Annotated in this window: 22 protein-coding genes; 7 read left to right on the top strand and 15 right to left on the bottom strand. The window is 62.1% G+C overall.

Annotated features, from left to right (window positions below):
* Positions 1-66: 66 nt before the first annotated feature.
* From HFC70_RS25680 to HFC70_RS25725, 10 genes are all read right to left on the bottom strand, one after another.
* The gene (locus HFC70_RS25680) at positions 67-936 is read right to left on the bottom strand and encodes an aromatic ring-hydroxylating dioxygenase subunit alpha (protein WP_168476168.1); all 870 of its coding nucleotides are present in this window, start codon (positions 934-936) and stop codon (positions 67-69) included.
* Positions 933-2,324: an amidohydrolase family protein gene (locus tag HFC70_RS25685; RefSeq protein ID WP_210259451.1), complete on the bottom strand. Its 1,392-nt coding sequence runs from the start codon at positions 2,322-2,324 to the stop codon at positions 933-935. Before HFC70_RS25685 ends, HFC70_RS25680 begins: the two co-directional genes overlap by 4 nt.
* Positions 2,325-2,370: 46 nt before the next feature.
* Entirely contained in the window at positions 2,371-3,930 is a 1,560-nt protein-coding gene (locus tag HFC70_RS25690; protein WP_168476169.1) for a GMC family oxidoreductase, read from the bottom strand.
* Positions 3,931-3,932: 2 nt separating this feature from the next.
* A complete protein-coding gene (locus HFC70_RS25695; RefSeq protein ID WP_168476170.1) occupies positions 3,933-4,541 on the bottom strand; it encodes a thiamine pyrophosphate-dependent enzyme in 609 nt (202 codons plus the stop codon).
* On the bottom strand, positions 4,538-5,038 hold the full coding sequence (locus HFC70_RS25700) for a thiamine pyrophosphate-binding protein (RefSeq protein WP_168476171.1): 501 nt from the start codon (positions 5,036-5,038) through the stop codon (positions 4,538-4,540). The genes HFC70_RS25695 and HFC70_RS25700 overlap by 4 nt, the downstream gene beginning before the upstream one ends.
* 93 nt (positions 5,039-5,131) lie before the next feature.
* Complete coding sequence (locus HFC70_RS25705) at positions 5,132-6,061, bottom strand: LysR family transcriptional regulator (RefSeq protein ID WP_168476172.1); 930 nt, start codon at positions 6,059-6,061, stop codon at positions 5,132-5,134.
* Positions 6,061-7,863 carry an adenine deaminase gene (locus tag HFC70_RS25710; protein ID WP_168476173.1) on the bottom strand — a complete coding sequence of 601 codons (1,803 nt, stop codon included), beginning with the start codon at positions 7,861-7,863 and terminating at the stop codon, positions 6,061-6,063. The genes HFC70_RS25705 and HFC70_RS25710 overlap by 1 nt, the downstream gene beginning before the upstream one ends.
* A gap of 226 nt (positions 7,864-8,089) precedes the next feature.
* Positions 8,090-8,722 carry a glutathione S-transferase family protein gene (locus HFC70_RS25715; RefSeq protein ID WP_168476174.1) on the bottom strand — a complete coding sequence of 211 codons (633 nt, stop codon included), beginning with the start codon at positions 8,720-8,722 and terminating at the stop codon, positions 8,090-8,092.
* A complete protein-coding gene (locus tag HFC70_RS25720; RefSeq protein WP_168476175.1) occupies positions 8,722-9,411 on the bottom strand; it encodes a Rieske (2Fe-2S) protein in 690 nt (229 codons plus the stop codon). Before HFC70_RS25720 ends, HFC70_RS25715 begins: the two co-directional genes overlap by 1 nt.
* Positions 9,412-9,433: 22 nt before the next feature.
* On the bottom strand, positions 9,434-9,694 hold the full coding sequence (locus HFC70_RS25725; RefSeq protein WP_210259452.1) for a hypothetical protein: 261 nt from the start codon (positions 9,692-9,694) through the stop codon (positions 9,434-9,436).
* 491 nt (positions 9,695-10,185) lie between these two features.
* Between HFC70_RS25725 and HFC70_RS25730 the strand changes: the two genes are divergently transcribed.
* The 6 genes from HFC70_RS25730 to guaD all read left to right on the top strand — a co-directional run bounded on the left by HFC70_RS25730 (position 10,186) and on the right by guaD (position 17,489).
* Entirely contained in the window at positions 10,186-11,301 is a 1,116-nt protein-coding gene (locus HFC70_RS25730; RefSeq protein WP_168476176.1) for a BMP family ABC transporter substrate-binding protein, read from the top strand.
* 259 nt (positions 11,302-11,560) lie between these two features.
* The gene (locus HFC70_RS25735; RefSeq protein WP_168476177.1) at positions 11,561-13,135 is read left to right on the top strand and encodes an ABC transporter ATP-binding protein; all 1,575 of its coding nucleotides are present in this window, start codon (positions 11,561-11,563) and stop codon (positions 13,133-13,135) included.
* 1 nt (position 13,136) lies between these two features.
* The gene (locus tag HFC70_RS25740) at positions 13,137-14,186 is read left to right on the top strand and encodes an ABC transporter permease (RefSeq protein ID WP_168476178.1); all 1,050 of its coding nucleotides are present in this window, start codon (positions 13,137-13,139) and stop codon (positions 14,184-14,186) included.
* Positions 14,187-14,202: 16 nt separating this feature from the next.
* Positions 14,203-15,138 (top strand): ABC transporter permease, encoded by a 936-nt coding sequence (locus tag HFC70_RS25745; protein ID WP_168476179.1) that lies wholly within the window; start codon positions 14,203-14,205, stop codon positions 15,136-15,138.
* Between the two features lie 123 nt (positions 15,139-15,261).
* On the top strand, positions 15,262-16,116 hold the full coding sequence (locus tag HFC70_RS25750) for an aromatic ring-hydroxylating dioxygenase subunit alpha (protein WP_168476180.1): 855 nt from the start codon (positions 15,262-15,264) through the stop codon (positions 16,114-16,116).
* Positions 16,117-16,127: 11 nt separating this feature from the next.
* Complete coding sequence (gene guaD, locus HFC70_RS25755) at positions 16,128-17,489, top strand: guanine deaminase (RefSeq protein WP_168476181.1); 1,362 nt, start codon at positions 16,128-16,130, stop codon at positions 17,487-17,489.
* Positions 17,490-17,507: 18 nt separating this feature from the next.
* Here guaD and HFC70_RS25760 read toward each other — a convergent pair whose 3' ends face one another.
* The 4 genes from HFC70_RS25760 to dctP all read right to left on the bottom strand — a co-directional run bounded on the left by HFC70_RS25760 (position 17,508) and on the right by dctP (position 20,886).
* Complete coding sequence (locus tag HFC70_RS25760; protein ID WP_168476182.1) at positions 17,508-17,948, bottom strand: type II 3-dehydroquinate dehydratase; 441 nt, start codon at positions 17,946-17,948, stop codon at positions 17,508-17,510.
* 10 nt (positions 17,949-17,958) lie between these two features.
* Positions 17,959-19,260 (bottom strand): TRAP transporter large permease, encoded by a 1,302-nt coding sequence (locus HFC70_RS25765; RefSeq protein ID WP_168476183.1) that lies wholly within the window; start codon positions 19,258-19,260, stop codon positions 17,959-17,961.
* Complete coding sequence (locus HFC70_RS25770) at positions 19,257-19,775, bottom strand: TRAP transporter small permease (RefSeq protein WP_168476184.1); 519 nt, start codon at positions 19,773-19,775, stop codon at positions 19,257-19,259. Before HFC70_RS25770 ends, HFC70_RS25765 begins: the two co-directional genes overlap by 4 nt.
* Before the next feature lie 127 nt (positions 19,776-19,902).
* Positions 19,903-20,886: a TRAP transporter substrate-binding protein DctP gene (dctP, locus tag HFC70_RS25775; protein ID WP_168476185.1), complete on the bottom strand. Its 984-nt coding sequence runs from the start codon at positions 20,884-20,886 to the stop codon at positions 19,903-19,905.
* 307 nt (positions 20,887-21,193) lie between these two features.
* On the opposite strand from dctP, the gene HFC70_RS25780 reads away from it, so the two are divergent.
* Complete coding sequence (locus HFC70_RS25780; protein WP_168476186.1) at positions 21,194-22,300, top strand: GSU2403 family nucleotidyltransferase fold protein; 1,107 nt, start codon at positions 21,194-21,196, stop codon at positions 22,298-22,300.
* A gap of 15 nt (positions 22,301-22,315) precedes the next feature.
* Here HFC70_RS25780 and HFC70_RS25785 read toward each other — a convergent pair.
* On the bottom strand, positions 22,316-22,913 hold a 598-nt coding region (locus HFC70_RS25785), incomplete at its 5' end, for a 4-hydroxyphenylpyruvate dioxygenase family protein (RefSeq protein WP_210259453.1).

Below are 22,913 nucleotides of genomic sequence, written 5' to 3' on the forward strand. Positions count from 1 at the left end.
CCTTTGGCCCGACCCTCCCCCTCAAGGGGAGGGTGATGGTGACCGCCGTACTTGTCCGTTGAGCCATCAAAACGCCCCCGCCGTGGTGCCGAAGCGCACGCCCTTTTCCTTCAGCCAGCGGCGATAGGCGATGGACGAGCTGTCGGCGCGGGTCGGGATTTCGGCGCGCGGCTCCAGCGGCAGCAGCAGAGGCCGCTGGTTTTCGACGATGATGCGGTCCTGCAGGAAGATCACCTGTTCGAAGTTCAGCAGCGCCTTGTGGGGGGAAATGTTGTCGACCAGATACATCACCGGCTGGGCGCGGCAGAGCCCCTCCTCCATCGGCTGGATGAACAGTGCGATCGCATCGAGTCGGTTCGGCGAGGTTGGACAGACGCGGTAGAGCATGACGACGAAGGGCGACGGCACGCGGTAGGTGAGATGCACGAAATCGCCCTTGTCCTCGGTCGCGGCGATGCGCGGCTGGAAGAAGGTGCAGTTGGTCGCCCAGACCTCGTCTACGTCGCGGCGGATTTCGCTTAAGTAATGCGGCACTTCGGTATGGGGCTCGGAGCCGAGGATATCGGTATGCACGAAAGGGAAATGGGCCATGTCGAGGAAGTTCTCGACGACCCTGAGGCCCGAAGCGCGCATGGTGACCCAGCCACAGGGCACGAAGCGCCGGTCGCTTTCCCCGGCTTCCTCGATGTGGACGATATCCTTCCTCGGCGTGCCGAGCGTGGTGAACAGGCAGCCGTAGCGGACCTGTACCGGCAATGGAAGACCATGGCTGCCGTCGTCCAGGATTTCGCGCACGATCGGTGCCCTGCCCTCGCCCAGGCAATAGTCGATGTCCTGGCCGAGCAGTTTTGTCCGCACCGGCTTTGCGGTCAGTTCGCTGGCGGTGGCAATGGCGTACCAGTCGTCGAGGACGGCCTGGTCGGTGGTCTTGGTCATGCCTCGCCCTCCTTTTTCGTCCATTGCTTGGTGCCGTCCTGGTGTTCTGCCAGCCAGGCGGCGCGGCGGGCAAAATGGGCTGGGGCCATCGTGTGAATGTCGGCGATGATTGCCTGGATATCGCCCGTCTTGAGGATGCCGTCCTCGACCAGGATCTCGCCATCGACCATGGTCATGGCGACATCGCCGCCGCGCACCGCATGGACGAGATTGTGCTGCAGGTTGAAATAGGGGCCGTCGGCAAAGAATGGCGTCATGCGCGGCGTATCGGTGCGCACCGCAATGATGTCGGCGCGCTTGCCGACTTCCAGCGAACCGATCTCGTGGTCGAGGCCGATCGCCTTGGCGCCGAGAATGGTCGCCATGCGCAGGCACTGCCAGCTGTCCATGGCGGCGGCATCGCGGTCCTTCAGCTTGCCGAGCAGGGAGGCCACCTTCATTTCCTCGAACATGTCGAAATTGTTGTTTTCCTTCTCGCCATCGGTGCCGATGCCGACGGCCACGCCATGGGCGATCATGTCGGCGATCGGCGCGATGCCCGAGGCGAGCTTCATGTTGCTGACCGGATTATGCGCTACCGAGACATTGTATTTCGAGATCAGCTCGACTTCGGCCGGATCAAGCCAGACGGCATGGGCCAGCATGGTGCGCGGCGTGTCGAAAAACCCGAGCTCTTCGAGCGCAAACATCGGCCGCTTGCCATAGCGGGTCATGAATTCCGCCACTTCGATATCGGCCTCCGAACAATGGGTGTGGAATCCGGTCTTGTACCGTTTGGCCATGGCAATGGCGCGCTGCTGGCCGGCTTCATCGGCATAGAAGAGATGTTCGAGCCCGACCCAGACATTCACCCGCCCGCCCGCCTTGCGGTGCCAGGTCTCAATCAGCGCCTCGTTCATGTCGAGCGTGTCGAAATAGTCGTAGTCGGGATGCTCGCCGACATACGGCACCGCGACCAGCCGCATGCCAATCGCGTCGGCCGCCCGCGCGCTGCCCTCCATATGGCGCCACATGTCGACCACGGTCGTGGTGCCGCCCAGCGCGGATTCGGCATAGCAGAGCCAGGATGCAGCTTCGGCTTCGTGCGGTTGCAGCACGCGGTGCATGGGATTGATATGCATAGTCAGCCAGTCCCAGACCGGCAGATGTTCGGCCGTGCCGCGCAGGAAGCCGGAATGGGCATGGGCATTGATCAGCCCCGGCATCAGCACCGTATTGGCGAGCTTTTTCACCGTAAACGCCGGATAGGCCGTCTTGATGTCATCAAGCGTGCCGACCGCCAGGATGCGGCCGTCCTCGATGGCCACGGCTCCGCCGGTGATGACGCTATTGGCGTCACCCATGGTGAGCAGGCTTTCGCCCGCGAGGATCATTCCGGCCTTGGTCATGTCAGTCTCCGTCTGTTCCGTATGCAGCGGAACTCTGATGCAAGTTTCAGGCCGTCCCGAGCAGGAAGGCGGCCGCGCGTTCGCCGATCATCGTCACCGGCGCATGGGTATTGCAGCTCGGGATCACCGGGATCACCGAGGCATCGGCGATCGACAGGCCGTCGAGACCATGCACCCGCAGCCGATGGTCCGTGACCGCCAGGGCATCGCAACCCATCTTGGCGGTGCCGCAGGTGTGGAAAAAGGTCGAACAGCCGTTGCGGACAAACTCTTCCATTTCGCTGCTGCTCAGGCGTCGATCCGGTGCGGCAAAGCCGGCAAAAAGATCCGCGAAGGCGCGCGTTTCCGCCAGGTCCATCATGGTGTCGACGGCAGTCACCAATGCCTCAAGATCCGTCTTTTCCCGCAGGTAGTTCGGTTGGATCTCCAGCGGTCCGAGGGGTTCGGCGCTCAGCATCCTGAGATAGCCGACGCTTTTGGAATGCATCAGTCCGGCGCCAAGCGCAAAGACCTCACCCGACATGTCGTAGTGTTGCCGAAGGGCCGGCTCGGCGCTGTTGCCTTGCACGGGGAAGGCATGCACATCGGCTTGCAGCAGGTCCGGTCGCGATTTCCAGTTCAGCATGGTGCCGCCGCCATTGTCGGTCTTGTCGCCGAGCGGCTGCTTGGCGCGCAGCACCACGGCCTGCACCAGCGGATGATCCTGCAGGTTCTGGCCGATACCCGGCAGGGCATGGTGGACAGGGATGCCGAGCCTGTTCAGCTCGGCCGGGTCGCCGATGCCCGACAGCATCAGCAGGCGGGGCGTGTCGATGGCGCCGAGCGCCAGGACCACATGGGTAGTGGCCCGGGTCTCGACGGGCTGGCCGTCAACCAGATGGCGCACGCCGGTGCAGCGTCCGTTTTCGAGCAGAAGGCCGATTGCCAGCGAGCCGGTCAGGATCGTCAGCCGCTTGTTGTCGAGGATCGGATGCAGATAGCCGGTCGCGGAGCTGAAGCGCTTGCCGTCGACGATGTTGAAGTTGGACGGGGTCGCACCCTCGTTGCTTTCGCCATTCGGATCGTCGATGACCGGAATGCCAAGCTCGGCGGCGGCCTCCAGCATGGCTTTGGCAATGGGGTGGAGGCCCCGGCTGGTCTCGATGCGCAAGGGTCCGCCCGCACCGCGATAGTCCGTTTCGCCGCCTTCCCAGTCTTCGCTTTTCTTGAAATAGGGCAGCACATCGGCAAAACTCCAGCCTTCGGCACCGGAGGCGGCCCAAGAGTCATAGTCGAGCGGATGGCCGCGATACCACATCATCGCATTGATGGCGCTCGAGCCGCCGAGCACCTTGCCGCGCGGGATGCCGATGGTGCGGTTGTTGACCAGCGGGCTCGGTGCGTAGTCATAGCCCCAGTCGTAAGCGCTTTTGGCGAGCGGCACCCATTGGCGCGGATCGTCGATCTCAGGAATGCCGATGCCCGGTCCGCCGGCCTCGATCAGCAGCACCGTGGCATCCGATCCGTCGATCAGCCGGCGCGCCACCGCGCATCCCCCCGAACCGCCACCGACGACGATATAGTCATAGGCTTTTTGAAGAGGTCTGAGGGGGATGGTCGGGTGCATGGTCAATTGTGCTCGCTCGGCCCCATGATGACGATGCCCTCGGTCGCCTCGACATGGCGGACGAAAATGTATTTGTCTTCCCGACCATCGGAATGCTTGCGCTTGATGTCGGGCTGGACGGTGCCGGCCACCTTGGCGACGATGATATAGGGCACATCAGCCTTCAGCCCCGCCTCGCAATGGGCTTCGAATTCTTCCAGCGTGCGCGCGGTAAAGGCATTGTCGACGCCGGCCCCTCGGGCGATCGCGGCGATATCGACACGGCCGAAAGCGGTATGGGTCGGCGGGCCGCCGATCGACTGGTACATTTCATTGTCCCAGACCACGACAAACAGGTTTTTCGGCTGCTCGTTGCCGAGCGTTGCCAGGATGCCGAGATTGAACATCATGCCGCCATCGGTATCGAGCGAGATGATGCGGCGATGGGGAAGCCCGGCCGCCAGACCGAAGGCCTGTGGCGTGACGCAGCCGAGCTGTTGCTGGAACAGGCTGGCGGCGCGCATATGCGGAGCGGCATTGTACCATTCGTCGACGGAGGCGCCGAGCGACAGGATGACCAGTTCGTCCTCAAGTCGGTCCGCAAGGATCTTCATGCAGTCATAGCGTTTCATCGGACGATCTCCCCGCCCAGCGCCACGGCCGAGTGATAATAGGCCGCATAGGACCATTCATAGGCATCGAAGATGGCGCGCTCGATGCGCTCTTCCTCGCGAATGACCTGATAGGGAATGCGCAACGCATTCAGTACCGGCTCCATGGTGATGCCGTGCGGAATGGCCCACCAATTGTTCTCGCCCATCTCGCCGCGATAGCTCATCAGCATGACGACCGGAATGCCGGCGCCAAGACCCATGCGGGCCAAAGGCTCGACGGAGGCGCGCAGGCCGGAATTTTCCATGATCAGCGCGGCGCGCTTGCCCGACAGGAACACGCCGCCGCAGATGGCGGCCCCCTCCCCTTCATTGGTGACGCGGATGGTGCGGATATCGGGATCGGCATCGAGTGCCGGATAAAGCTCCTTGAAGAGCGAATCCGGCAGGTAGCAGACGGTGCTGACGCCCGCCTTCTTCAGGCCGCGGATGACCGCGTCCACGGATGATTGTTTCATGTCATGCCCTCGTTTCGACGTCACGGTCGCAAATCCAAGATGTTCGGAATAGACGGCAATTGATGAGGTTGTCGTTGCGTTGTATGCAACACTTTATGGGCTTGCCGCGCCGACCCTTTCGATCGACTGTTCCAGCAGCTTGCCCATGGCTGAGGCGGCGTCGGACATTTCTTTCTCGGATCGCGACAGCAGCATCAGCTTGCGGGGCGCCAGGCGCGTGTCGCTGAGCGGAACGAAGGCGAGCGTGCCGTCGGCCAGTTCCTGTTCGACGCCGACGCGGGTCTGCAGCACGGTGCCGAGATCGCGCTTGGCCAGATCGACCATCAGGCCGATGGAATTGGTGCGCGACCGCCGGCCGAGATCGATGAAGGAGCGGTTGAAGGCTTCTTCAACCGAGATGCCGAGCATCAGGCTCGAATCCGACAGGATGACCCGGTGATTGGCGAGATCGAACAGTTTCAACTCGCGGCGCTTGGCGAGATCGCTGCCGGGCAGCGCCAGTACGCCGAGCGGCAGGGAGGCGGTGGCGATGCGCCGCACGGTGCGGGGCACGCGCACGTCGAAGGCAACGGCCAGGTCGCAGTCGCCGTCGTTGACCGCATTGGCCGCCTGCTGCGAACCCATCACCTTGATGTCGACGGTGATCGCCGGATACCGGCTCCAGAAATCGGCCAGCGCTGCCGGCATCAGGCCGCGGGCGACGCTTTCGACGATGGCGATCGACACCGTGCCGCGATGCAGGCCGTGCAGGTCGTTGATCTCGTTGCAGGCGCGGTTCAGCTCCGATAGCGAGATGCGGGCGTGATAGAGCATCAGCTCGCCGGCGCTGGTAAGCTTCAGCCTCTGCCGGACCCGCTCGAACAGCGGCGTTCCCAACTCGTCCTCCAACTGCCGCAGGATGCGGCTGACCGAAGACGGCGCGATATTCAGCGCCAAGGCCGCCTGGCGGATCGAGCCGAGCCGCGCCACCAGTTGGAAATAATGGATGCGGGTGGCGACGAGGCCGAGGCGATAAGGATCCATCAGATCTCCTCGAACAGCGGCACGATTTCCATCTGCGGCACGGTGACCAGTCCCTTGTCGGTGATGCGGATTTCCGGGATGACCGACAGCGGGATCAGATTGAAGCCCATATAGGCGATGGTGCAGCCGGCCTTGTCCCACTCGACCTTCAATGCCTTCACCTCTTCGGCCACCTCATGCACCCGCTTGTCGGACAACAGGCCGGCGATCGGCAGCGGCACCATGGCCGTCACCTTGCCATCGGCCACCACGCAGGCGCCACCCTGGTGTTCTTCGATGGCGCGCAGCGCCACCTGCATGTCGGCCTCGTTGGTGCCGGCGATGATGATATTGTGGCTGTCGTGGCCGACCGAGGAGGCAACGGCGCCTTTGCTGATGCCGAATTCGCTGAGCAGACCATGGGCGACGTTGCCGGCCGATTTGCCGTGTCGTTCGATGACCGTGACGAAGCACAGGCCATGGCGCTCGAAATGGGTCTGCCAGTCATTGGCCGGCTCCAGCGTGACCTTGTGGTGGCCGAGAATGATGCCGGGCAGTTCGGTCTTGATGGTATTGGCCACGACGGTCGTCGTCGGCAGGTCCGGCGTCAGCTTGATCGCCTTGGGTAGCTTGACCGTGTGATAGGCCGCGTCGGGATAGCGCCAAGGCTTGGACAGCGTCTCATCCAGGATGGGGGTGATTTTCTTCTGGTCCACCACCAGCTTGCCGCCATACCAGGTGCTGATCGGCTTCAGGTCGTCGCTGAGCATTACAAGGTCGGCGCGTCGTCCACCGCCTAATCCCCCGATCTCGCCCTCCATTCCGAAGCGGGTGGCGCCGTGCAGCGAGCCCATCGCCCAGGCCTGTTCCGGCGTCATGCCCGCCGCACGCGCCTCGCGCACCACCCAGTCCAGGCCGAAATGCAGGAGGTCATCGGCATCGCGGTCATCGGTACAGACCGCGATGCGCTTGTGGGAAGCACCAAGCTCGGTCACGGTCTTGATGGCCAGCGGCAGCGAATGCCAGGGCGTGGTCGGCGGTCCGCCGCGCAGGAACAGCCAGATGCCGGCTTCCAGCAGGTCGTCGGCAATCTCGCGGTCGATCGCCTCATGGGTGTCGGTGACGCCGGAGGCGGCATAGGCGGCGACGAATTCGCGTCCATAGACGTGGCCGGACACCGGCCGACCGCGCGACAGGGCGGCGGCGATGATCGCATGGCTGCGCTCGTCGCCCATGGCGACCGGCACAAAATCCATCTTCTCTCCGAGCGCCACGGCTTCCGGCCATTTGTCGAACAGGGCGGCGATCTTCTCCGGCGTCAGGTCGCCACCGGCGGTTTCAAGATCCGGCGTGGTGGCGGGCACGGTCGAGGGAACCGTCAGGAAGATGGACAGCGGCGCATGGCGGGCATCCTCCAGCATGGCCTCGACGCCGGCGACATCCATGACATTGCCGATCTCGTGGCTGTCGCAGAAAATCGTCGTCGTGCCGTTCAGAAGGGCTGCTTCCGCATAGGCGCAGGCGGTGACCATCGAACTTTCGATATGAATATGCGGATCGACCAGTCCCGGCGCGATGATGCCGCCCTTGGCATCATAGAGTTTGGCGGAACCGGTCTTGTAGGTGCTGGCCGGTTTGACGGCGGCGATACGGCCGCCGGAGATCCAGACCTCGCGGTCGGGCAGGATGCGCTCCGAATAGGTCGACAGCACGCGGGCGCTCTGGATCACCAGATCGGGCGATGTTCGCCCCGAGGCGACATCGGCCAGCCGGCGGGTCATGGTGGACAGCGGTGCGACGGAAAAACGGGTAATGGGTGGCATTGGTTGTTCCCTTTCGCCACTTAGGGCGTCTTTCTCAAAAAAGTCCCCTCCCAACCCTCCCCACAAGGGGGAGGGCTTAATCCAGCCGCGAACTCGCCGCCTAGAATAGAACCGAGTGGTTTCCGCTAGGTCTTCTCCCCCCTTGTGAGGGAGATGGCCGGCAGGCCAGAGAGGGTTTTGTCTTTAGCGCCGTGTCCCCGAGCGATTTCGCCCGGAGACGTTTTTCTCAATGATAATCCGGAATCCCCGGCATGGTCTTGAATCCGGTAATCGTTCGAAACCGTCGGATCCAGCGCCTGAGAGCCGGGAACTCGTCGTGGTCTATGCCGAAATCGCGGCTGAGGGCGAAGATCGGGAAGAGGGTCAGGTCGGCCAGCGTCGGATTGTTGCCGACGAACCATTCGGCTCCCTCCAGCTGGCGCAGCACCATGTGGTCGTCCATGATGCGGAAGGCCTGGCGGCTGGTTGCCCGCAAGGCATCTTCATCGCCGGTAAGGCCGAATAGCGATACCTTGCGCGCCATGCTGGCAGCCGGCAGGACCGAGGCAGAAAATGTCAGCCATTGCGAAACCTGGCCAAAAGCCGAGGGGTCGTCCGGCAGCCATGTGCCTGCCGGATCGTAAGCCTTGGCGAGATAGGCAAGGATCGCCTCGGTGCCGTAGAGCACCAGGTCGCCGTCTTTCAGAACAGGCAAACTGCCGAGCGGATTGAGCGCCCGCATGGCTGGGCTTTCCTGCTCGTTGCCGGGGACCATGTCCACCGCATGGGTCTCGTATGGCCGGCCCAGCATGGAAAGCAGCAGGCGGACCCGGTAGCAGCTGTCGTCGAGTTCGTAATTGTAGAGTGTGATTGCGGACATCAGGCGACCTCGGCAATCGTGGTTTGCGTCTCCAGGCGCAATCGCAAGCCTTCCGCCCAGCGGGCGATCATGGGGCTGAGACCGGGTTTGGCTTTGATGAGAACCATGTGCAGGGCGATCCGGCGGGCGGCGATCGACTGGCCAGCGATCAGCAGATGGGTGCTGCCGGACGACAACAGGAAGGCATTGTGGGCGATCATGTCGAACTGCGCCGGTGTGTCGCTGCCCGGCAGCACGACATCGGCCAGGGCCGCCAGCGCATCATCCATCGAACAGTCGACATAGAGGCTGCGGACTGGTGTTGCTGTTCCCGCAACATCCGGCAGGGCGTCGCTGTCGGCGCCTTCGGACAGGCAGGTCCAGATGATGCCGTTGCGCTCCTCGGCCGCATAGGTGGCGATCTTGATGGTCTTGGGCACGTCAAGATCCGGATGAGCCGGGATATACTGGCACTGGCCGGTCGTGTCATATTGCCAGCCGTGATAGAGGCAGGCGATGTGATCGCCGCGCACGAAGCCGAAGCTCATGCGCATGCCGCGATGCGGACAGCGATCTTCCCACACATGGGCCGCCCCCTTGTTGTCGCGCCACACCACGATTTCCGCACCGTCGATCACCGCGCCCGCCGATGTGCCGGGCTCGATGGCGTTGGACAAGGCCACGGGCATCCAGCCCTGTTCGATTGTCATGTCAGGCTCCTTCCATCCAAAATCAAACCGTTGCCGGCCGGGCTGCAAAGCCCTCTTTGCGCAGCACATCCAGAACCATGCAGTCATAAGGCCCCAGGCTACAGGCCATCTCGAACATGTCGACCAGCGCCTCCGCGCCTTCGACCGACACCTCGACGGCGGTATCGCTGCATGGGCCGATGTCAAGTTTCAGATCCAGCCGCCCGGCGCGGTGCCGGGCGAAGCTCAAAAAGCTGTCGCAGGCGATCTGTCCCTTGAAGGTGAAATCGACGACCAGGCTCATGGCCGACAGTCCTTGCATGGGGTGGATGGCAATGGCGTGTCCTGTTCTCTGAGCATTCCGACGGCATATGATTAAATAATATGCATGCACTATCTTTAATCACTTTATCTGGTGGTGCGACCGGAATTCAAGCGGTATTTTCAACTGAAGTGTTGCGCTCTACGCATCATATCGATCCGAATTAAGCCTCTATTGCGAACATCAGCAATTTGAAACAGTCCCGGTCTGCCAGGGTTTTGCACTGCAAAAGCTCGGTATCCGAGGGCGAAAACGGCGATTTTCCATGGCCGGTATCACCACATCAGGTGCCGCGCTTTCTGCGGTTCTCGCATGAAAATTCCGCAGGCGGTCGGGACGCGATGTCGCAGGGCGTCGGCGTTATACGGCCGATGCGGGACTGGCATGGGAGTTGCGTACCTTATTCGACGGCCTGATCGCGCCGGTGAGCATCACCTTGCCGCCGACGCCCGATAGACACAAAAGGGGACATCATGATTGACTTGCGTAACCTCTCCCGCCGCGGCTTCCTGAACATGGCAGCTGCCGGTTCCGCTGCCGCCCTTCTGCCGGGCGGCCTGATCCGCGCTGCCAGCGCCGCCACGCCGCTCGCCGCCATCAAGGAAGAAGATGCCGTGATCGGCTTTGGCCATGTCGGTCCGATCACCGACGAAGGCTGGACCTGGAGCCATCACCAGGGCCTGCTTGCCGTCAAGGAAGCCTTCCCGAAACTGAAGAACGTTCTGGAAGTCGAGAACGTGCCCTACTCCGCCGACGCGACGCGCACCTATCGCCAGTTCGTCTCCGAAGGCGCCAACATGATCTTCGACACCTCATCGACCGGCGACTTCCTGCATGAAGTGGTCAAGCGCGCCCCGGAAGTGGCCTTCATGGAGTGCAACGGCCACCAGACCATGGACAATCTCGGCTGGTACTACATGGCCCATTGGTATCCGACCTATGTTCTCGGCGTTGCCGCCGGCCATCTGTCGAAGACCGGCAAGCTCGGCTATGTCGCCTCGTTCCCGGTCGCCTCGGTCTATACCTCGACCAATGCCTTCCTGATGGGCGCGCGCACCGTCAATCCGAATGCGACGCTGCAGACCATCGTCATCAACTCGTGGTTCGACCCGCAGGCCGCAACCCAGGCCGGCACGGCGCTGATCGACAACGGCTGCGACTTCCTGTTCGGCATCATGGACGAGGCCGGCTATCTGCAGGTTGCCGAAAAGCGCGGCGTCTGGGCGGCCATGTGGAACACCGACATCCGCCGCTATGGTCCGAATTCCTACGTCTCGTCGATTATCATCGACTTCAAGGATTTCTACGTCGACCAGGTCAAGAAGCGCCTGGCCGGCGAATGGACGCCGTCGGAAACCCTGTTTGCCATGGGCAAGGGTGTCGATCGCGACGTCTGGGGCGAGAAGGTTCCGGCCGATGTCGGCAAGGCGGCAGACGCCGTGCGCGACAAGATCATGGGCGGCTGGTCGCCGTTCGTCGGCGAGCTGAAGGACAGCAAGGGCACCGTTCGCCTGGCTGCCGGCCAGCAGATGACCGAGCTCGAACTCTACAACTGGGATTGGTCCGTCGAGGGCGTTACCGGTCTTTGATGCGGTGATGGGAGGGGGCCCGTCCCTCTCCACCCACGCATCGGGCCGTCATCCTCGGGCTTGACCCGAGGATCTGCGACCGAAGCCGGTCTCTCGATTGTTCGGTCCGCGGCTGATCGCCCGCCCACGGTCAACGACAGTGGATCCTCGGGACAAGCCCGAGGATGACGATCGGGGGTCGTCCCCCTCCATAAGGGAAGGGACCTTGCGGCCCCTTCCTCGCCCCGCAGTCTTCCACCTTAGTTCCCGATAGGGCCTGATGTCAGAACCAATCACCAAATACGTGGCCCCTCCCGGTTCTCCGCCGCTTGTGCAGTTGAAGGGTATTGCCAAATATTTCCCGGGCGTCATAGCCAACCAGGATGTCGATATCGAGGTCATGCCGGGCGAGATTCATGCGCTGCTGGGCGAGAATGGCGCGGGCAAGTCGACGCTGATGAACATCCTGACCGGGATCTATCAGGCCGATGCCGGCGAGATCATCATTGATGGCTATGCCAAGGAATTCGCCTCGCCGGTCCAGGCGATTGCCGCCGGCATTGGCATGGTGCATCAGCATTTCAAGCTGGTGCAGGCCTTCACGGTGGCCGAGAACATTCATCTGGGCTGGAGCGAGACGCCGCGCCGCGCCTCCGCCAAGGTGCTGGAGGCCCGCACGGCGGCATTGGCCGAAAAATACAATTTCCAGGTTCGCCCCAGTGCTCGCATTTCGGAACTGTCGACCGGCGAGCAGCAGCGTGTGGAAATCCTGAAAGTGTTGGCGCGCCAGGCGCGCGTGCTGATCCTCGACGAGCCGACCGCGGTGTTGACGCCGGCCGAGGCGCGCGAGCTGTTCAAGGCGCTCCGGGAATTCGTGTCACACGGCAATGCCGTCATCTTCATTTCCCACAAGCTCGACGAAGTGCTGGAAATTTCCGACCGCATTTCCATCCTGCGCGCCGGTCGCAAGATCGCCACCGAATTTGCCCAGGACTGTACGCCCGCCAAGCTGGCACGGCTGATGGTCGGCCGCGATATCGTGCTGGCCGACATGCGGGGCCGGCCGGCCAATGCGGCGCCGATATCGGACAGGCCGGTGCTGAGCCTTGAAAATGTGGTTGCCCGGAATGATGCCGGAGACGTGGCCCTGCATGGCATAGACTTGGCTATCCATGCCGGCGAGATCGTCGGTATTGCCGGAGTCGCCGGAAACGGCCAGCGCGAGCTTTCGCAGGTGCTGACCGGCACGCGGGCGGTTCATTCCGGCCGTATCGTCATCGATGGCGAGGTCGTTAGCCGCACCAATGCCGCCGATTTTGTCGAGCACGGGATCGGTCACATTCCGGAGGACCGGCTGCATAGCGGTCTGGCGCCAGGGCTGTCGATCACCGTCAACGCCGTGATGCGCGAATATGGCAAGCCGCCGGTGACCAGCCACGGGCTCTACAAGCCGGGTGCGGCAACCGCTCTTGCCAAGGAGATCGCCTCGGTTGCAGACGTTGCCATTCCCGATTTCGGCATGCCGATCCGCAACCTGTCGGGCGGCAACCAGCAGCGGCTGGTGGCGCGGCGCGAAATGCGGGTGGCAAGCAAGATCCTGGTGGCCGCCTATCCGAGCCGCGGCCTCGATGTCGGCGCCATCAATACCATGCTGCGTTACATTGTCGAGCTGCGCAACGCCGGCGCCGGCATCGTTCTGATTTCGGAGGAGCTTGAGGAATTGCTGAACCTCTCCGACCGTATCGCCGTGCTCTACGAAGGCCGGATCATGGGGATCGTCGACAACCACGCCGTCGACATCGAGGAGATCGGCCTCATGATGGGCGGGCGCAGCAAAACCGGCGAGGTGGCGTGAGATGGCCGGCCGTATCCGTGTTCAGAGACTGCCCTCCGCTCATCCAAGCATTTCGCTCGCCGCCCGCATCGGCGCCATTGCTCTCGCCCTGCTGACGACCGGCGTGATCCTCGCCTTTGCCGGCAACAATCCGCTGGCCCTTGGCGCGCAGGTGATCAAGGCCTCCTTCGGCTCCACCTACGGCATGGAGGATCTGGGGCTGCTGATCATCCCGCTGATCATGACCGGCCTTGCCGTCACCGTCGCCCAGCAGATCGGCGCCTGGAATATCGGTGCGGAAGGTCAGTTCTATGCCGGCGCCTTTGCGGCAACCGCCGTCGGGCTTTTCGTGCCGGTTTCCGACCCTGTCAGCTTGGTGCTGATGTTCTTTGCCGGCGCCTTCGGTGGCCTGGTCTGGATCCTGATCCCGACGCTTGCCCGCGCCTATGCCAATGTCAACGAGCTGATCACCACGCTTCTCTTGAATTTTGTGGCCGCGCTGATGGTCTATTATGTCTCGACCGATGCCTGGCGCGATCGGTCCGGCATGGCCAATTCCTCGACGCCGCGCATTCCCGCCGAGATCCCGGAATTCTGGGGTCTAGTGCATTGGGGTCTGCCGATTGCCGTGGTGCTGGCGGTCGGCATGGCATTGCTGCTGAGCTTCTCCAAATGGGGTTATGAAGTACGGCTGGTCGGCTCCAATCCGTCGGCGGCGAAATATGCCGGCATTGCGGCGCGGCGCCACCTGATCACCGTCATGCTGCTGTCGGGCGCCATTGCCGGGCTGGCCGGCATGCTGGAAATCGCCGGAACCGTGCATCGCCTGCAGGGCGGCATTTCCAACAATTTTGGCTATCTCGGCATCATGGTGGCGGTTCTCGCCCGCGGTTCGTCGATCGGCGTGATCTTTTCCGGTGCGCTGATGGGCTTCATCCTGAATTCCGGCATCATCCTGCAGACCCAGGGGCTGACGACCTCGGCAGTGCTGGCGATGACCGGGCTCATTCTCTTCTTGACGGCCATCGGCGACGAACTCGCCCATTACCGCATCCTGCGCGACAAGACTTAAAAAGGGGCACGGACCAATGGATCTCCTGACCGGGCTTTTTACCACCGCATTCCTGGCCGGCGGTGTGCTGGCACTGGCAGCGCTCGGCGAAGTGTTGGCCGAGCGGGTCGGCGTGGTCAATCTCGGCGCCGAGGGCCTGATGGCCATGGGCGCTGTCACCGCGATCGCCACCGTTACGGCTGTCCCCTCCCCGCTTCTCGGTTTTGCGGCAGCCCTCTGCGTCGGCGCCCTGTTCGGCGCGGTGTTTGCCAGCGCCACGGTGCTGCTGCGTGCAAACCAAGTGCTGTGCGGCCTGGCGCTGACGCTGATGGGGACAGGCATCGCCTCGACCATCGGCAAGGCCTATTCCGGCATGCCGGCGCCGGCGACCTTCGACGGCGTCGCCATTCCGCTGCTGTCGAGCATCCCGATCTTCGGCAAGGCGTTCTTCTCGCAGAACATCCTCGTTTATCTCATCTACATCATCCTGCCGGTCGGCCTGTCCTATCTGATGTTCTACACACGGCACGGCCTCAACCTGCGGGCCGTCGGCGAGAATCCGGCCGCCGCCGACGCCGCCGGCATTCCGGTCAATCTGATCCGCTTTACCTATGTCTGCGCCGGTTCGGCGCTGGCCGCCGGTGCCGGTGCCTATCTGACGCTCGCCTTCGTCAATTCCTGGTCGGATGGCGTGGTGGCGGGTCGCGGCTGGATTGCCGTGGCGCTGGTCATCTTTGCCGGTTACCGACCGATCCCGGCAGCGCTGTCCGGCCTGCTGTTTGGCTTCATCACGGCCCTTGGCTTTGTCGGACAGGCGCGCGGCTGGCCGATTGCCCCGGCCTTCCTGTCGATGCTGCCCTATCTCGGCACCATTGCCTTCATTATCGTGCCCGTTATCGCCTGGCAGCGCATGCGTCGCCTGATGGCCGCACCGGCGGCGCTGGGCGAGCCCTATTTCAGAAGCGTGCGCTAATGGTCAGGACCATCGCCTGATCGGTGTGTGCGTGTAGTCTTACGGAATGAACAGGCTGTTGGACGGAAGCTTTGAGCGGTATATGTCCAGAATTCCAACCCGTCTTCAAGAAGGGACGATCAGATGAAAGCAACCGACAGGGCCTCTCTCGATCAGTGGTATGTCATCGAAACGGAAGCAGCGATCCCGGTTGGCACTTCGCCGAATCGCCTCCTCGGCGTTGACCTCGAAGTCACCCGCGCCGAGGACGGGACGATCACCGTCACGGCGGAAGGGCGAGAGGAACCGCTGCCGATCAAGAGCCGTTTCGGGTTTCTCTGGACGACGCTCGGGACTCCGGAACGTGACATCTTTCCCGTGCCGGAAACAGACGAGCCGGATCGTCGTTATGTGCCCTGCGGAGCCGTTTCGGTGCGCGCGTCCGGCCTGCGCATCATCGAGAATTTCCTCGACATGGCGCATTTTCCCTTCGTGCACACCGACATCCTTGGCGCCGAGCCCAATACCGAAGTGATGCACTACAATGTCGAGATCCGCCGGGATGTCGATGAGGTCTGGGCGACCAATTGCCAGTTCTTCCAGCCGCAGGCCGCATTGTCGGCCAAGGACGGCATCATGACCCAGTATATCTACCGGGTGATGACGCCGTTCACGACGCTGCTCTACAAGACCTGCCCGAACTCCGCCAACCGCTGGGATGTCATCTGCCTCTTCGTACAGCCGCTCGATCCTGACCGCTGCCGGGCGCATCCGGTGATGTACCTGATCGACGATGTCTCGACGACCACCGAACTCATCCAGTTCCAGCAATTGATCTTCCTGCAGGACCGTATCATCCTGGAAAACCAGCGGCCGGTTCTGCTGCCGATGGAGCCGCGCAAGGAGATCCCGACCCGCGCCGATGCCTCCTCCATCGCCTATCGCCGCTGGCTGAAGGAAAAGGGCGTGACCTATGGCACATCGGCCATGGCGGCCTGAGGACTGATATCATGAACCTGCGCGGCAAGATGCTTCTGGCCTCAGGATTTCACGCGCCCGTGCTGGGCGAAGTCGAGGTTCTGACCGATGTGCTGATCTCCGTCGGCGAGAGCGGCGAGATCGTTTCCGTATTGCGGCCGGCCGATCCGGGTTATGCCAAGGCGAAGGCCGACGCTGCAGCCGGCGGTCGGCTCGAGATCTTGTCCGAGGGCAGCTATCTCCTGCCCGGTTTCGTCGACTGCCACGTGCATGCGCCGCAATATCCGCAGCTCGGCTCGGCGCTGGACGTGCCGCTCGAGGTCTGGCTGCAGAAATATACCTTTCCGCTGGAGGCGCGCTATCAGGACACGGCCTTTGCCCGCCATGCCTATGGTCTGCTGGTTGAGGACCTGATCGCCAATGGCACGACCACGGCGCTCTATTTCGCGACCGTGCATCAGGATGCGACGCGGATCCTGGTCGACACCTGCCTGGAAAAGGGCCAGCGGGCGCTGGTCGGCAAGGTGGCAATGGACAATGTCGACAGCTGCCCGGATTATTACGGCGATGCCTCCGTCGATGCCGCCTTGTCTGGCACGAGCGCGCTGATCGACTATGTCCGCCACCACCCGGACAATCGTGACGACCGCGTGCTGCCGGTGGTCACGCCGCGCTTCATCCCGTCCTGCACGGATGCGACGCTCGAAGGGCTTGGCGCGATCGCCAGGGATTGCGGCTGCCATGTGCAGACCCATGCCTCGGAAAGCGACTGGGAACACGGCTATGTGCTGGCCCGGCACGGTATGACCGATACGGATAGCCTCGATCGCTTCGGTCTGCTGGGGCGCCACACCATGCTGGCGCATGGCAACCTGTTGACGGCCGCCGACATGGAGACGATCCGCATTCGGCAGTCCGCCGTCGCCCATTGCCCGCTGTCGAACGCTTACTTCGCCGGTGCGGTGTTCCCGCTGCGGGCCGCACTGGAGAAAGGTGTGAATGTCGGTTTGGGCACGGATATTTCCGGCGGTCCGAGTGCATCCATGCTGGAAAACTGCCGGGCGGCGGTCACCATGTCGCGTCTGCTGGAAACCGGCGTCGACCCGAATCTGCCGCCGGACCAGCGCGCATCCGGCCGGCCGGCTCGCATCGATTTTCGCCAGGCCTTCCATGTCGCGACCGCCGGCGGTGCGAAGGCGCTCGACCTGCCCGTCGGGCAATTCGTGGCCGGCTATCAGTTCGATGCCATCGTCATCGACAGCCGGGCCGAGAAGGGTTCGATCCGGCTATTCGATGGCCTGGATGGTGGCGACGACATTCTTCAGAAGATCGTCTTCACCGCCTCCAAGGCCAATATTTCACGGGTCTGGATAGACGGAACTGTCGTCGCGTGAGGGCGGCGACGTTCGCGGTCAGGCGGAGATCATATCCTTGATCGCCCTGACTGCCATCGGATAGCCTTTTGCCGTAAAGCCGGCCATCACGGCGGTGGCGGTCATCGACACATAGGAGCGGTGGTAGATCGGTTCGCGGCGATGCACATTGCTGATATGCAGCTCGATGATCGGCCCCTTGAACATCTTCAGGGCATCGAGCAGCGCGATCGAGGTGAAGGTAAAGGCGGCCGGGTTGATGATGATCCCTGCCCCCTCGTCGATGGCTTCATGCACCCATTCGATCAGCTTTTCCTCGCTATTGGTCTGGTGAAAGCGGATCGGGTGGCCGCTCGCGGCCTCCATGCACCAGCCCTCGATTTCCACCAATGTGGTCGTGCCGTAGATCTCCGGTTCGCGTTTGCCGAGCCGGTTCAGGTTCGGACCGTTCAGGATGTAGATCGGTTTGGTGTCGGCCATAAAGTTTCTCCTATCCCTGATAACCCAGCAGACGCGGCAGCCACAGCACCGTGTCCGGCACGAACGTGATGATCATCAGGCAGACGACCATCCAGAACAGGAAGGGCATGGCGTCGCGGATGATGTCGCGGACCGGTGCTCCTGATATGTTGGTCATGATGAACAGCAGCAGGCCATAGGGCGGCGTTACCAGCCCCAGCATGATGTTGACGACGACCATGACACCGAAATGCACCAGATCGATGCCGAGCGCCTGGGCGGTCGGGATGAAGACCGGCACGATGATCAAAAGGATGGCCGTGCCTTCCAGCACGCAGCCGAGCAGCAGCAGGATGACATTGACGAGGATCAGGAAGCCGGTCGGCGACAGATCCCAGCTGGTGAGCAGGATCCGCAGCGTGTCGGGGATGTTCTCAATCGTCACGACATAGTTGAACACCAGGGAGCCTGCGATCAACATGCCGATCGAGGCGGTCGTCTTGGCGCTGACCAGCAGCGAATGGTAGAAGGCCTGAAAGGTGATGCTGCGATAGATGACCAGCGAGATCACCAGCGCATAGGCGGCGGCAAGGGCGGCGGCTTCGGTCGGCGTGGTGATGCCGCTGTAGATGCAGCCAAGCAGCACGACCGGCATCATCAGGGCCGGAAAGGCCCGCCAGGTGATGAGCGGCACATCGCGCAAGGGGATCGGCGGCTCGACCGGAAAGTTCCGGCGCCGTGCGGTAATCGCCACCTGCATCATCTGCAGGCCGGCCATCATCAGCCCGGGTACCATGCCAGCCAGAAAGAGGTAACCGATCGAGGCATCCGACACGAGTGCATAGATGACCATCGGGATCGACGGCGGAATGATGGGGCCGATCACCGAGGTGACAGCTGTCAACGCCGCGGCAAAACTTGGCGTATAGCGGTTTTCGCGGGTCATCATGTTCTGCATCATCCGGCCGCTGCCGGCCGCATCGGCGATCGCCGATCCCGACATGCCGGCAAAGATGATGCTCTGCACCACGTTGACCTGCGCCAGACCGCCGCGGAAGCGACCGACCAGCACGTTGCAGAAAGTCAGCAAGCGCTCGGTCATCGAGCCGATGTTCATGAACTCGGCGGCCAGCACGAACAGCGGCACGGCGAGGATGACGTAATTGGAATACATGCCGTTCAGGAACTGCTCGGCGACGGTGCCCATGTCTGCGCCGACCAGCAGCAGATAGAGGATCGAGCCGGTGATCATCGACAGGCCGATCGGCAGGCCGAGGAAGGCCAGCGCGGTGATGAGGACGATGGAAATGGAAAAAGGGCTGGTGAGGTTCATACGCCTGAACTCGCCTTGGTGGGGTCGAAGGCTTCGGGCGCCTGGCCGCGAATGGCCTGCACGCCAAGCCACATGTAGCGCACGATCATCGTCACGACGAACACGATGTAGATCGAATAAAGATAGTCGAAGCGGATCTTCAGATAGGCCGTCTTCTCGACCTTCATGAAGGAGATGTAGTCGATCACGGCGGGCAGCGAGATGGCGAACATCGCGATAAGGGCGGCGGCCGAGATGATCTGCATGACGCGCCGCGACTTGTCGCTGGCGCTGGCCCAGAAGAAGTCGAAGCGGATTTCCTCGCTTTCGCGAATGGAGAAAGCCGAGCCGAACAGGACGATCCAGATCCACAGCGCCACGCTGATTTCGTGTGTCCAGCCGATGGAGAGATTGAGAAGATACCGGAAGACGATCTGCAGAAGGAAGGCGACAAACATGCATAGCAGCATGATGGAGATGATATTGTCGGCGCGGTTTCGCAACCACTCGCCCATGGCGATATATTTCGGGTTCATCCGGAGTGCTCCATCACGAAGGCGGTAGGCATAAGGGTGGCAGGACGGTCTGTGAGGTCAAGGGAGCCGTACTCCGCCACGCTTTTTTGACGCGGCGGAGTACGGCAATCTCGAAAAGTCCGGCAGATCAGAGAGCGGCCACTTTTTCCAGGACGCCGGCCGGCCAGGATTTTGCCAGGTCGGAGGCGAGATATTTCTCCTGGGCGAATTTGCGGAAGGCGGCGACATCCGGCTCATAGATCTGCAGGCCGCCGGCCTTGAACTCCTCGACGAGTTTGCCTTCCTGGGCCAGATGCTGCTCCTGGCTCCAGTCGATGACCTTGTCGGCGGCAGCCTGGAAGGCGGTCTGCTGTTCGGGCGTCATGGCTTTCCAGGTTTCGCTGGAAATGGTCAGCAGGTCGTAGCCGATCAGATGCGAGGTCAAGACGATCTGCGACATGACTTCGTAGAATTTCATGTTCTTGACGTTCGGCAGCGGGTTGTCCTGGCCATCGATGGCGCCGGTCTGCAGACCGGTATAGACTTCGGCATAGGCCATCGGTGTCGGATTGGCGCCAAGCGCCGAGCCCAGGAACTGCCAGGCGTCGCCGCCCGGCATGCGCAGCTTGATGCCGGACATGTCGGCCGGCGTGCTGATCTTCTTGTCAGTCTTGAGACCCACCTGGCGTGCACCGAAATAGGTCGGCCCGAGAATGTGGATGCCGAGTTTCTCCTCGGCCATGGCCTTGAACTCGGCCCCGACCTCGCTGTTGAAGAAGTCGCGCAGGTGCTTGGCATCGCGGAACAGATAGGCGGACGTCAGCACGGACCATTCGGGGATCTGGTTGGAGATGTCCTGCGGGGCGATATTGCCCATCTGCAGGTTGCCGCGCTGCAAGGCGACCAGTTCCGTGCCCTGCTTGAACAGTGTGCCGCCGTAGAAAGGCGTGAGGGTGAAATCGCCCTTGATCTCCTCGGCCAGCATCTTTGTCATCTGCGCACGGATGTCCTGCTCGGAGAACACTGCCGAGAATTTCAGCACCGTCTTTTCCTGGGCAAAGGCCGGCCACGGCATGGCGGCCGCAGCGACGCTGGCGCCCAGAAAGGTGCGTCTTGTCATATCAATGGTCATGGTTTTCCTCCCGGTTGTCCCCGCCGGCCTTTTACTGGCCGCCACAGGGTTTCCTCCATCCGATCCGACTCTTGCAGCTCCTCCGCAATCGGTCGATTTTCAAATTGTACTAAATAGTTCGTATAAGTCAATTCGACTGCATTCCGAATGATGAGGCGTCGTGTTCGGAACGCTTTTGGCGAGTGCGATGCGCTCTGTTGCTGTCCTCTGATGGATCGAAAATTCATGACCATTTTCGCGAAACTGGTCATGATGACAAGGCTCCAGGATCGTGCTATGACCACTCTCGCGAAATTGGTCATGAATCATGAAGCAGCTCGATCATACCTACCAGATGCTCTATTCGGAGCTTGCGCAGCGCAGCCTCGATGCCCAGTTCTCCTCCGAATTCTCGCTTGAGGGGCGGTTCATCAGCATGGAGAGCCGCGGTCGCCGCTATTGGTATTTTGACACGGCAGCCGAAAACGGCGGCAAGCATCGTCGTTACGTCGGCCCCGTGGACGACCCGGAGATTACCCGTCGCGTCGAACATTTCAAGGATCTGAAGGCGGATTACCGGGCGCGCCGCAAGATCGTGTCGACATTGATCCGCGAGGCCTATCTTCCACGCCCTGTCCAGGCCGCCGGCGACATTGTCGAGGCGCTGGCACGGGCCGGTTTCTTTCGGCTGCGGGGCGTTCTCATCGGCACTGTGGCCTTCCAGTGCTATGGTCCCCTGCTGGGGGTGCGGTTGCCCAATGGCATTCTGCAGACGGGCGACGCGGATTTTGCGCAATTTCACTCGATCTCTGTGGCCGTCGGCGACAGCATTCCGCCGGTTCTGGATGTGTTGAAAGCGGTCGATTCGACCTTTCGGGAAATCCCTCATTCGGCCGATGGCCGGCATGTCACGCAATTTGCAGCCAGATCCGGATACAAGGTGGAATTTCTCACCCCGAATACCGGTTCTTCCGACCATGACGGCCAGCCGGCTGCCATGCCGGCTCTTGGTGGAGCATCAGCGCAGCCCCTCCGCTTTCTTGATTTCCTCATCTACCAGCCGGTTCGCGTGGTGCTCCTGCATGGGGCGGGCATTCCTATCCTCGTTCCCGCTCCGGAGCGCTATGCCGTGCATAAATTGATCGTCAGTTCCCGGCGACGTGTCGATGACGACGGATTGGCCAAGAGCGGCAAGGATCGCCTACAGGCCGCGACGCTGATGGATATCCTGTTCGAGCTTCGCCAGGGCGAGGCTTTGGCTGACGCCTATATGCAGGCCTGGGAGCGAGGTCCGGCCTGGAGGCAGGCCCTGAGTGACGGTTTTGCGGGCCTCGATGCTGCAACCGGCGACCGGCTGAAGGCGGAACTTGGGCGCAGCATTCGTCAGGTCGGCAGCGATCCGGCCGATTATGGTGTTGCGCCGGACAAACTCTAGTTGGCCTTGAAAGGTTCAGTCCTTCGGCACTCCTTCGGGGCGCAGATAGCGCCTGAGGGCTGCGATGCGGAAAATGGCGTTGGGTGCACCATAGCCCTTATAGCCGCGGCGCTCGACGATCTCGAAGAAAAAGCCTTCGCCATAGGTCGGGCTATAGAGCTGGAAATACTCGCCGGCTTCGTCCTTGTCGTACAGGATATTGTACATCTTCAGCTTCTCGGTGATCTCGGGCGCAAGGCCGAAACGCGCCTCGACATCGTCATAGTAATTTGGCGAGATGGGCAAGGGCTTGAAACCATTGGATTTCAGCGCTTCGGCCGTGGCAAAGATGTCGTCTGTGGAAAAGGCCAGGTGCTGGACGCTTGAGCCGAAATTCTCGGCGATGAAATGACCAGCCAGCGTCTTGCGGTTTTCCGCGCCATTCAGCGTGATACGCAGGGCGCCAGCCTCGTTTTCCACGACCTGGCTGCGTACGACACCGGCCGGATCGATGATATCGACCATCGGTGTTTTGCGGACATTGAGGATGGAGGCGTAGAACAGCAGCCAGGTCAGCATTTCCTCGTAGCGCACCGTCTGCGCAACATGGTCTATGCGAAGAAGGCCGGTTGTC

Origin of the sequence: Agrobacterium sp. a22-2 (assembly GCF_012276985.1) — a bacterium.
Lineage (GTDB): Bacteria > Pseudomonadota > Alphaproteobacteria > Rhizobiales > Rhizobiaceae > Allorhizobium.

Bases quoted from the DNA above. Each gene is read 5' to 3' on its own strand.
- dctP (WP_168476185.1), bottom strand. From the start codon at position 20,886: ATGACCATTGATATGACAAGACGCACCTTTCTGGGCGCCAGCGTCGCT.
- HFC70_RS25760 (WP_168476182.1), bottom strand. From the start codon at position 17,948: ATGGCCGACACCAAACCGATCTACATCCTGAACGGTCCGAACCTGAAC.
- HFC70_RS25720 (WP_168476175.1), bottom strand. From the start codon at position 9,411: ATGACAATCGAACAGGGCTGGATGCCCGTGGCCTTGTCCAACGCCATC.
- guaD (WP_168476181.1), top strand. From the start codon at position 16,128: ATGAACCTGCGCGGCAAGATGCTTCTGGCCTCAGGATTTCACGCGCCC.
- HFC70_RS25705 (WP_168476172.1), bottom strand. From the start codon at position 6,061: ATGGATCCTTATCGCCTCGGCCTCGTCGCCACCCGCATCCATTATTTC.
- HFC70_RS25680 (WP_168476168.1), bottom strand. From the start codon at position 936: ATGACCAAGACCACCGACCAGGCCGTCCTCGACGACTGGTACGCCATT.
- HFC70_RS25700 (WP_168476171.1), bottom strand. From the start codon at position 5,038: ATGAAACAATCATCCGTGGACGCGGTCATCCGCGGCCTGAAGAAGGCG.
- HFC70_RS25750 (WP_168476180.1), top strand. From the start codon at position 15,262: ATGAAAGCAACCGACAGGGCCTCTCTCGATCAGTGGTATGTCATCGAA.
- HFC70_RS25745 (WP_168476179.1), top strand. From the start codon at position 14,203: ATGGATCTCCTGACCGGGCTTTTTACCACCGCATTCCTGGCCGGCGGT.
- HFC70_RS25780 (WP_168476186.1), top strand. From the start codon at position 21,194: ATGAAGCAGCTCGATCATACCTACCAGATGCTCTATTCGGAGCTTGCG.
- HFC70_RS25715 (WP_168476174.1), bottom strand. From the start codon at position 8,722: ATGTCCGCAATCACACTCTACAATTACGAACTCGACGACAGCTGCTAC.
- HFC70_RS25730 (WP_168476176.1), top strand. From the start codon at position 10,186: ATGATTGACTTGCGTAACCTCTCCCGCCGCGGCTTCCTGAACATGGCA.
- HFC70_RS25695 (WP_168476170.1), bottom strand. From the start codon at position 4,541: ATGAAACGCTATGACTGCATGAAGATCCTTGCGGACCGACTTGAGGAC.
- HFC70_RS25710 (WP_168476173.1), bottom strand. From the start codon at position 7,863: ATGCCACCCATTACCCGTTTTTCCGTCGCACCGCTGTCCACCATGACC.
- HFC70_RS25690 (WP_168476169.1), bottom strand. From the start codon at position 3,930: ATGCACCCGACCATCCCCCTCAGACCTCTTCAAAAAGCCTATGACTAT.
- HFC70_RS25725 (WP_210259452.1), bottom strand. From the start codon at position 9,694: ATGAGCCTGGTCGTCGATTTCACCTTCAAGGGACAGATCGCCTGCGAC.
- HFC70_RS25765 (WP_168476183.1), bottom strand. From the start codon at position 19,260: ATGAACCTCACCAGCCCTTTTTCCATTTCCATCGTCCTCATCACCGCG.
- HFC70_RS25740 (WP_168476178.1), top strand. From the start codon at position 13,137: ATGGCCGGCCGTATCCGTGTTCAGAGACTGCCCTCCGCTCATCCAAGC.
- HFC70_RS25770 (WP_168476184.1), bottom strand. From the start codon at position 19,775: ATGAACCCGAAATATATCGCCATGGGCGAGTGGTTGCGAAACCGCGCC.
- HFC70_RS25685 (WP_210259451.1), bottom strand. From the start codon at position 2,324: ATGACCAAGGCCGGAATGATCCTCGCGGGCGAAAGCCTGCTCACCATG.
- HFC70_RS25735 (WP_168476177.1), top strand. From the start codon at position 11,561: ATGTCAGAACCAATCACCAAATACGTGGCCCCTCCCGGTTCTCCGCCG.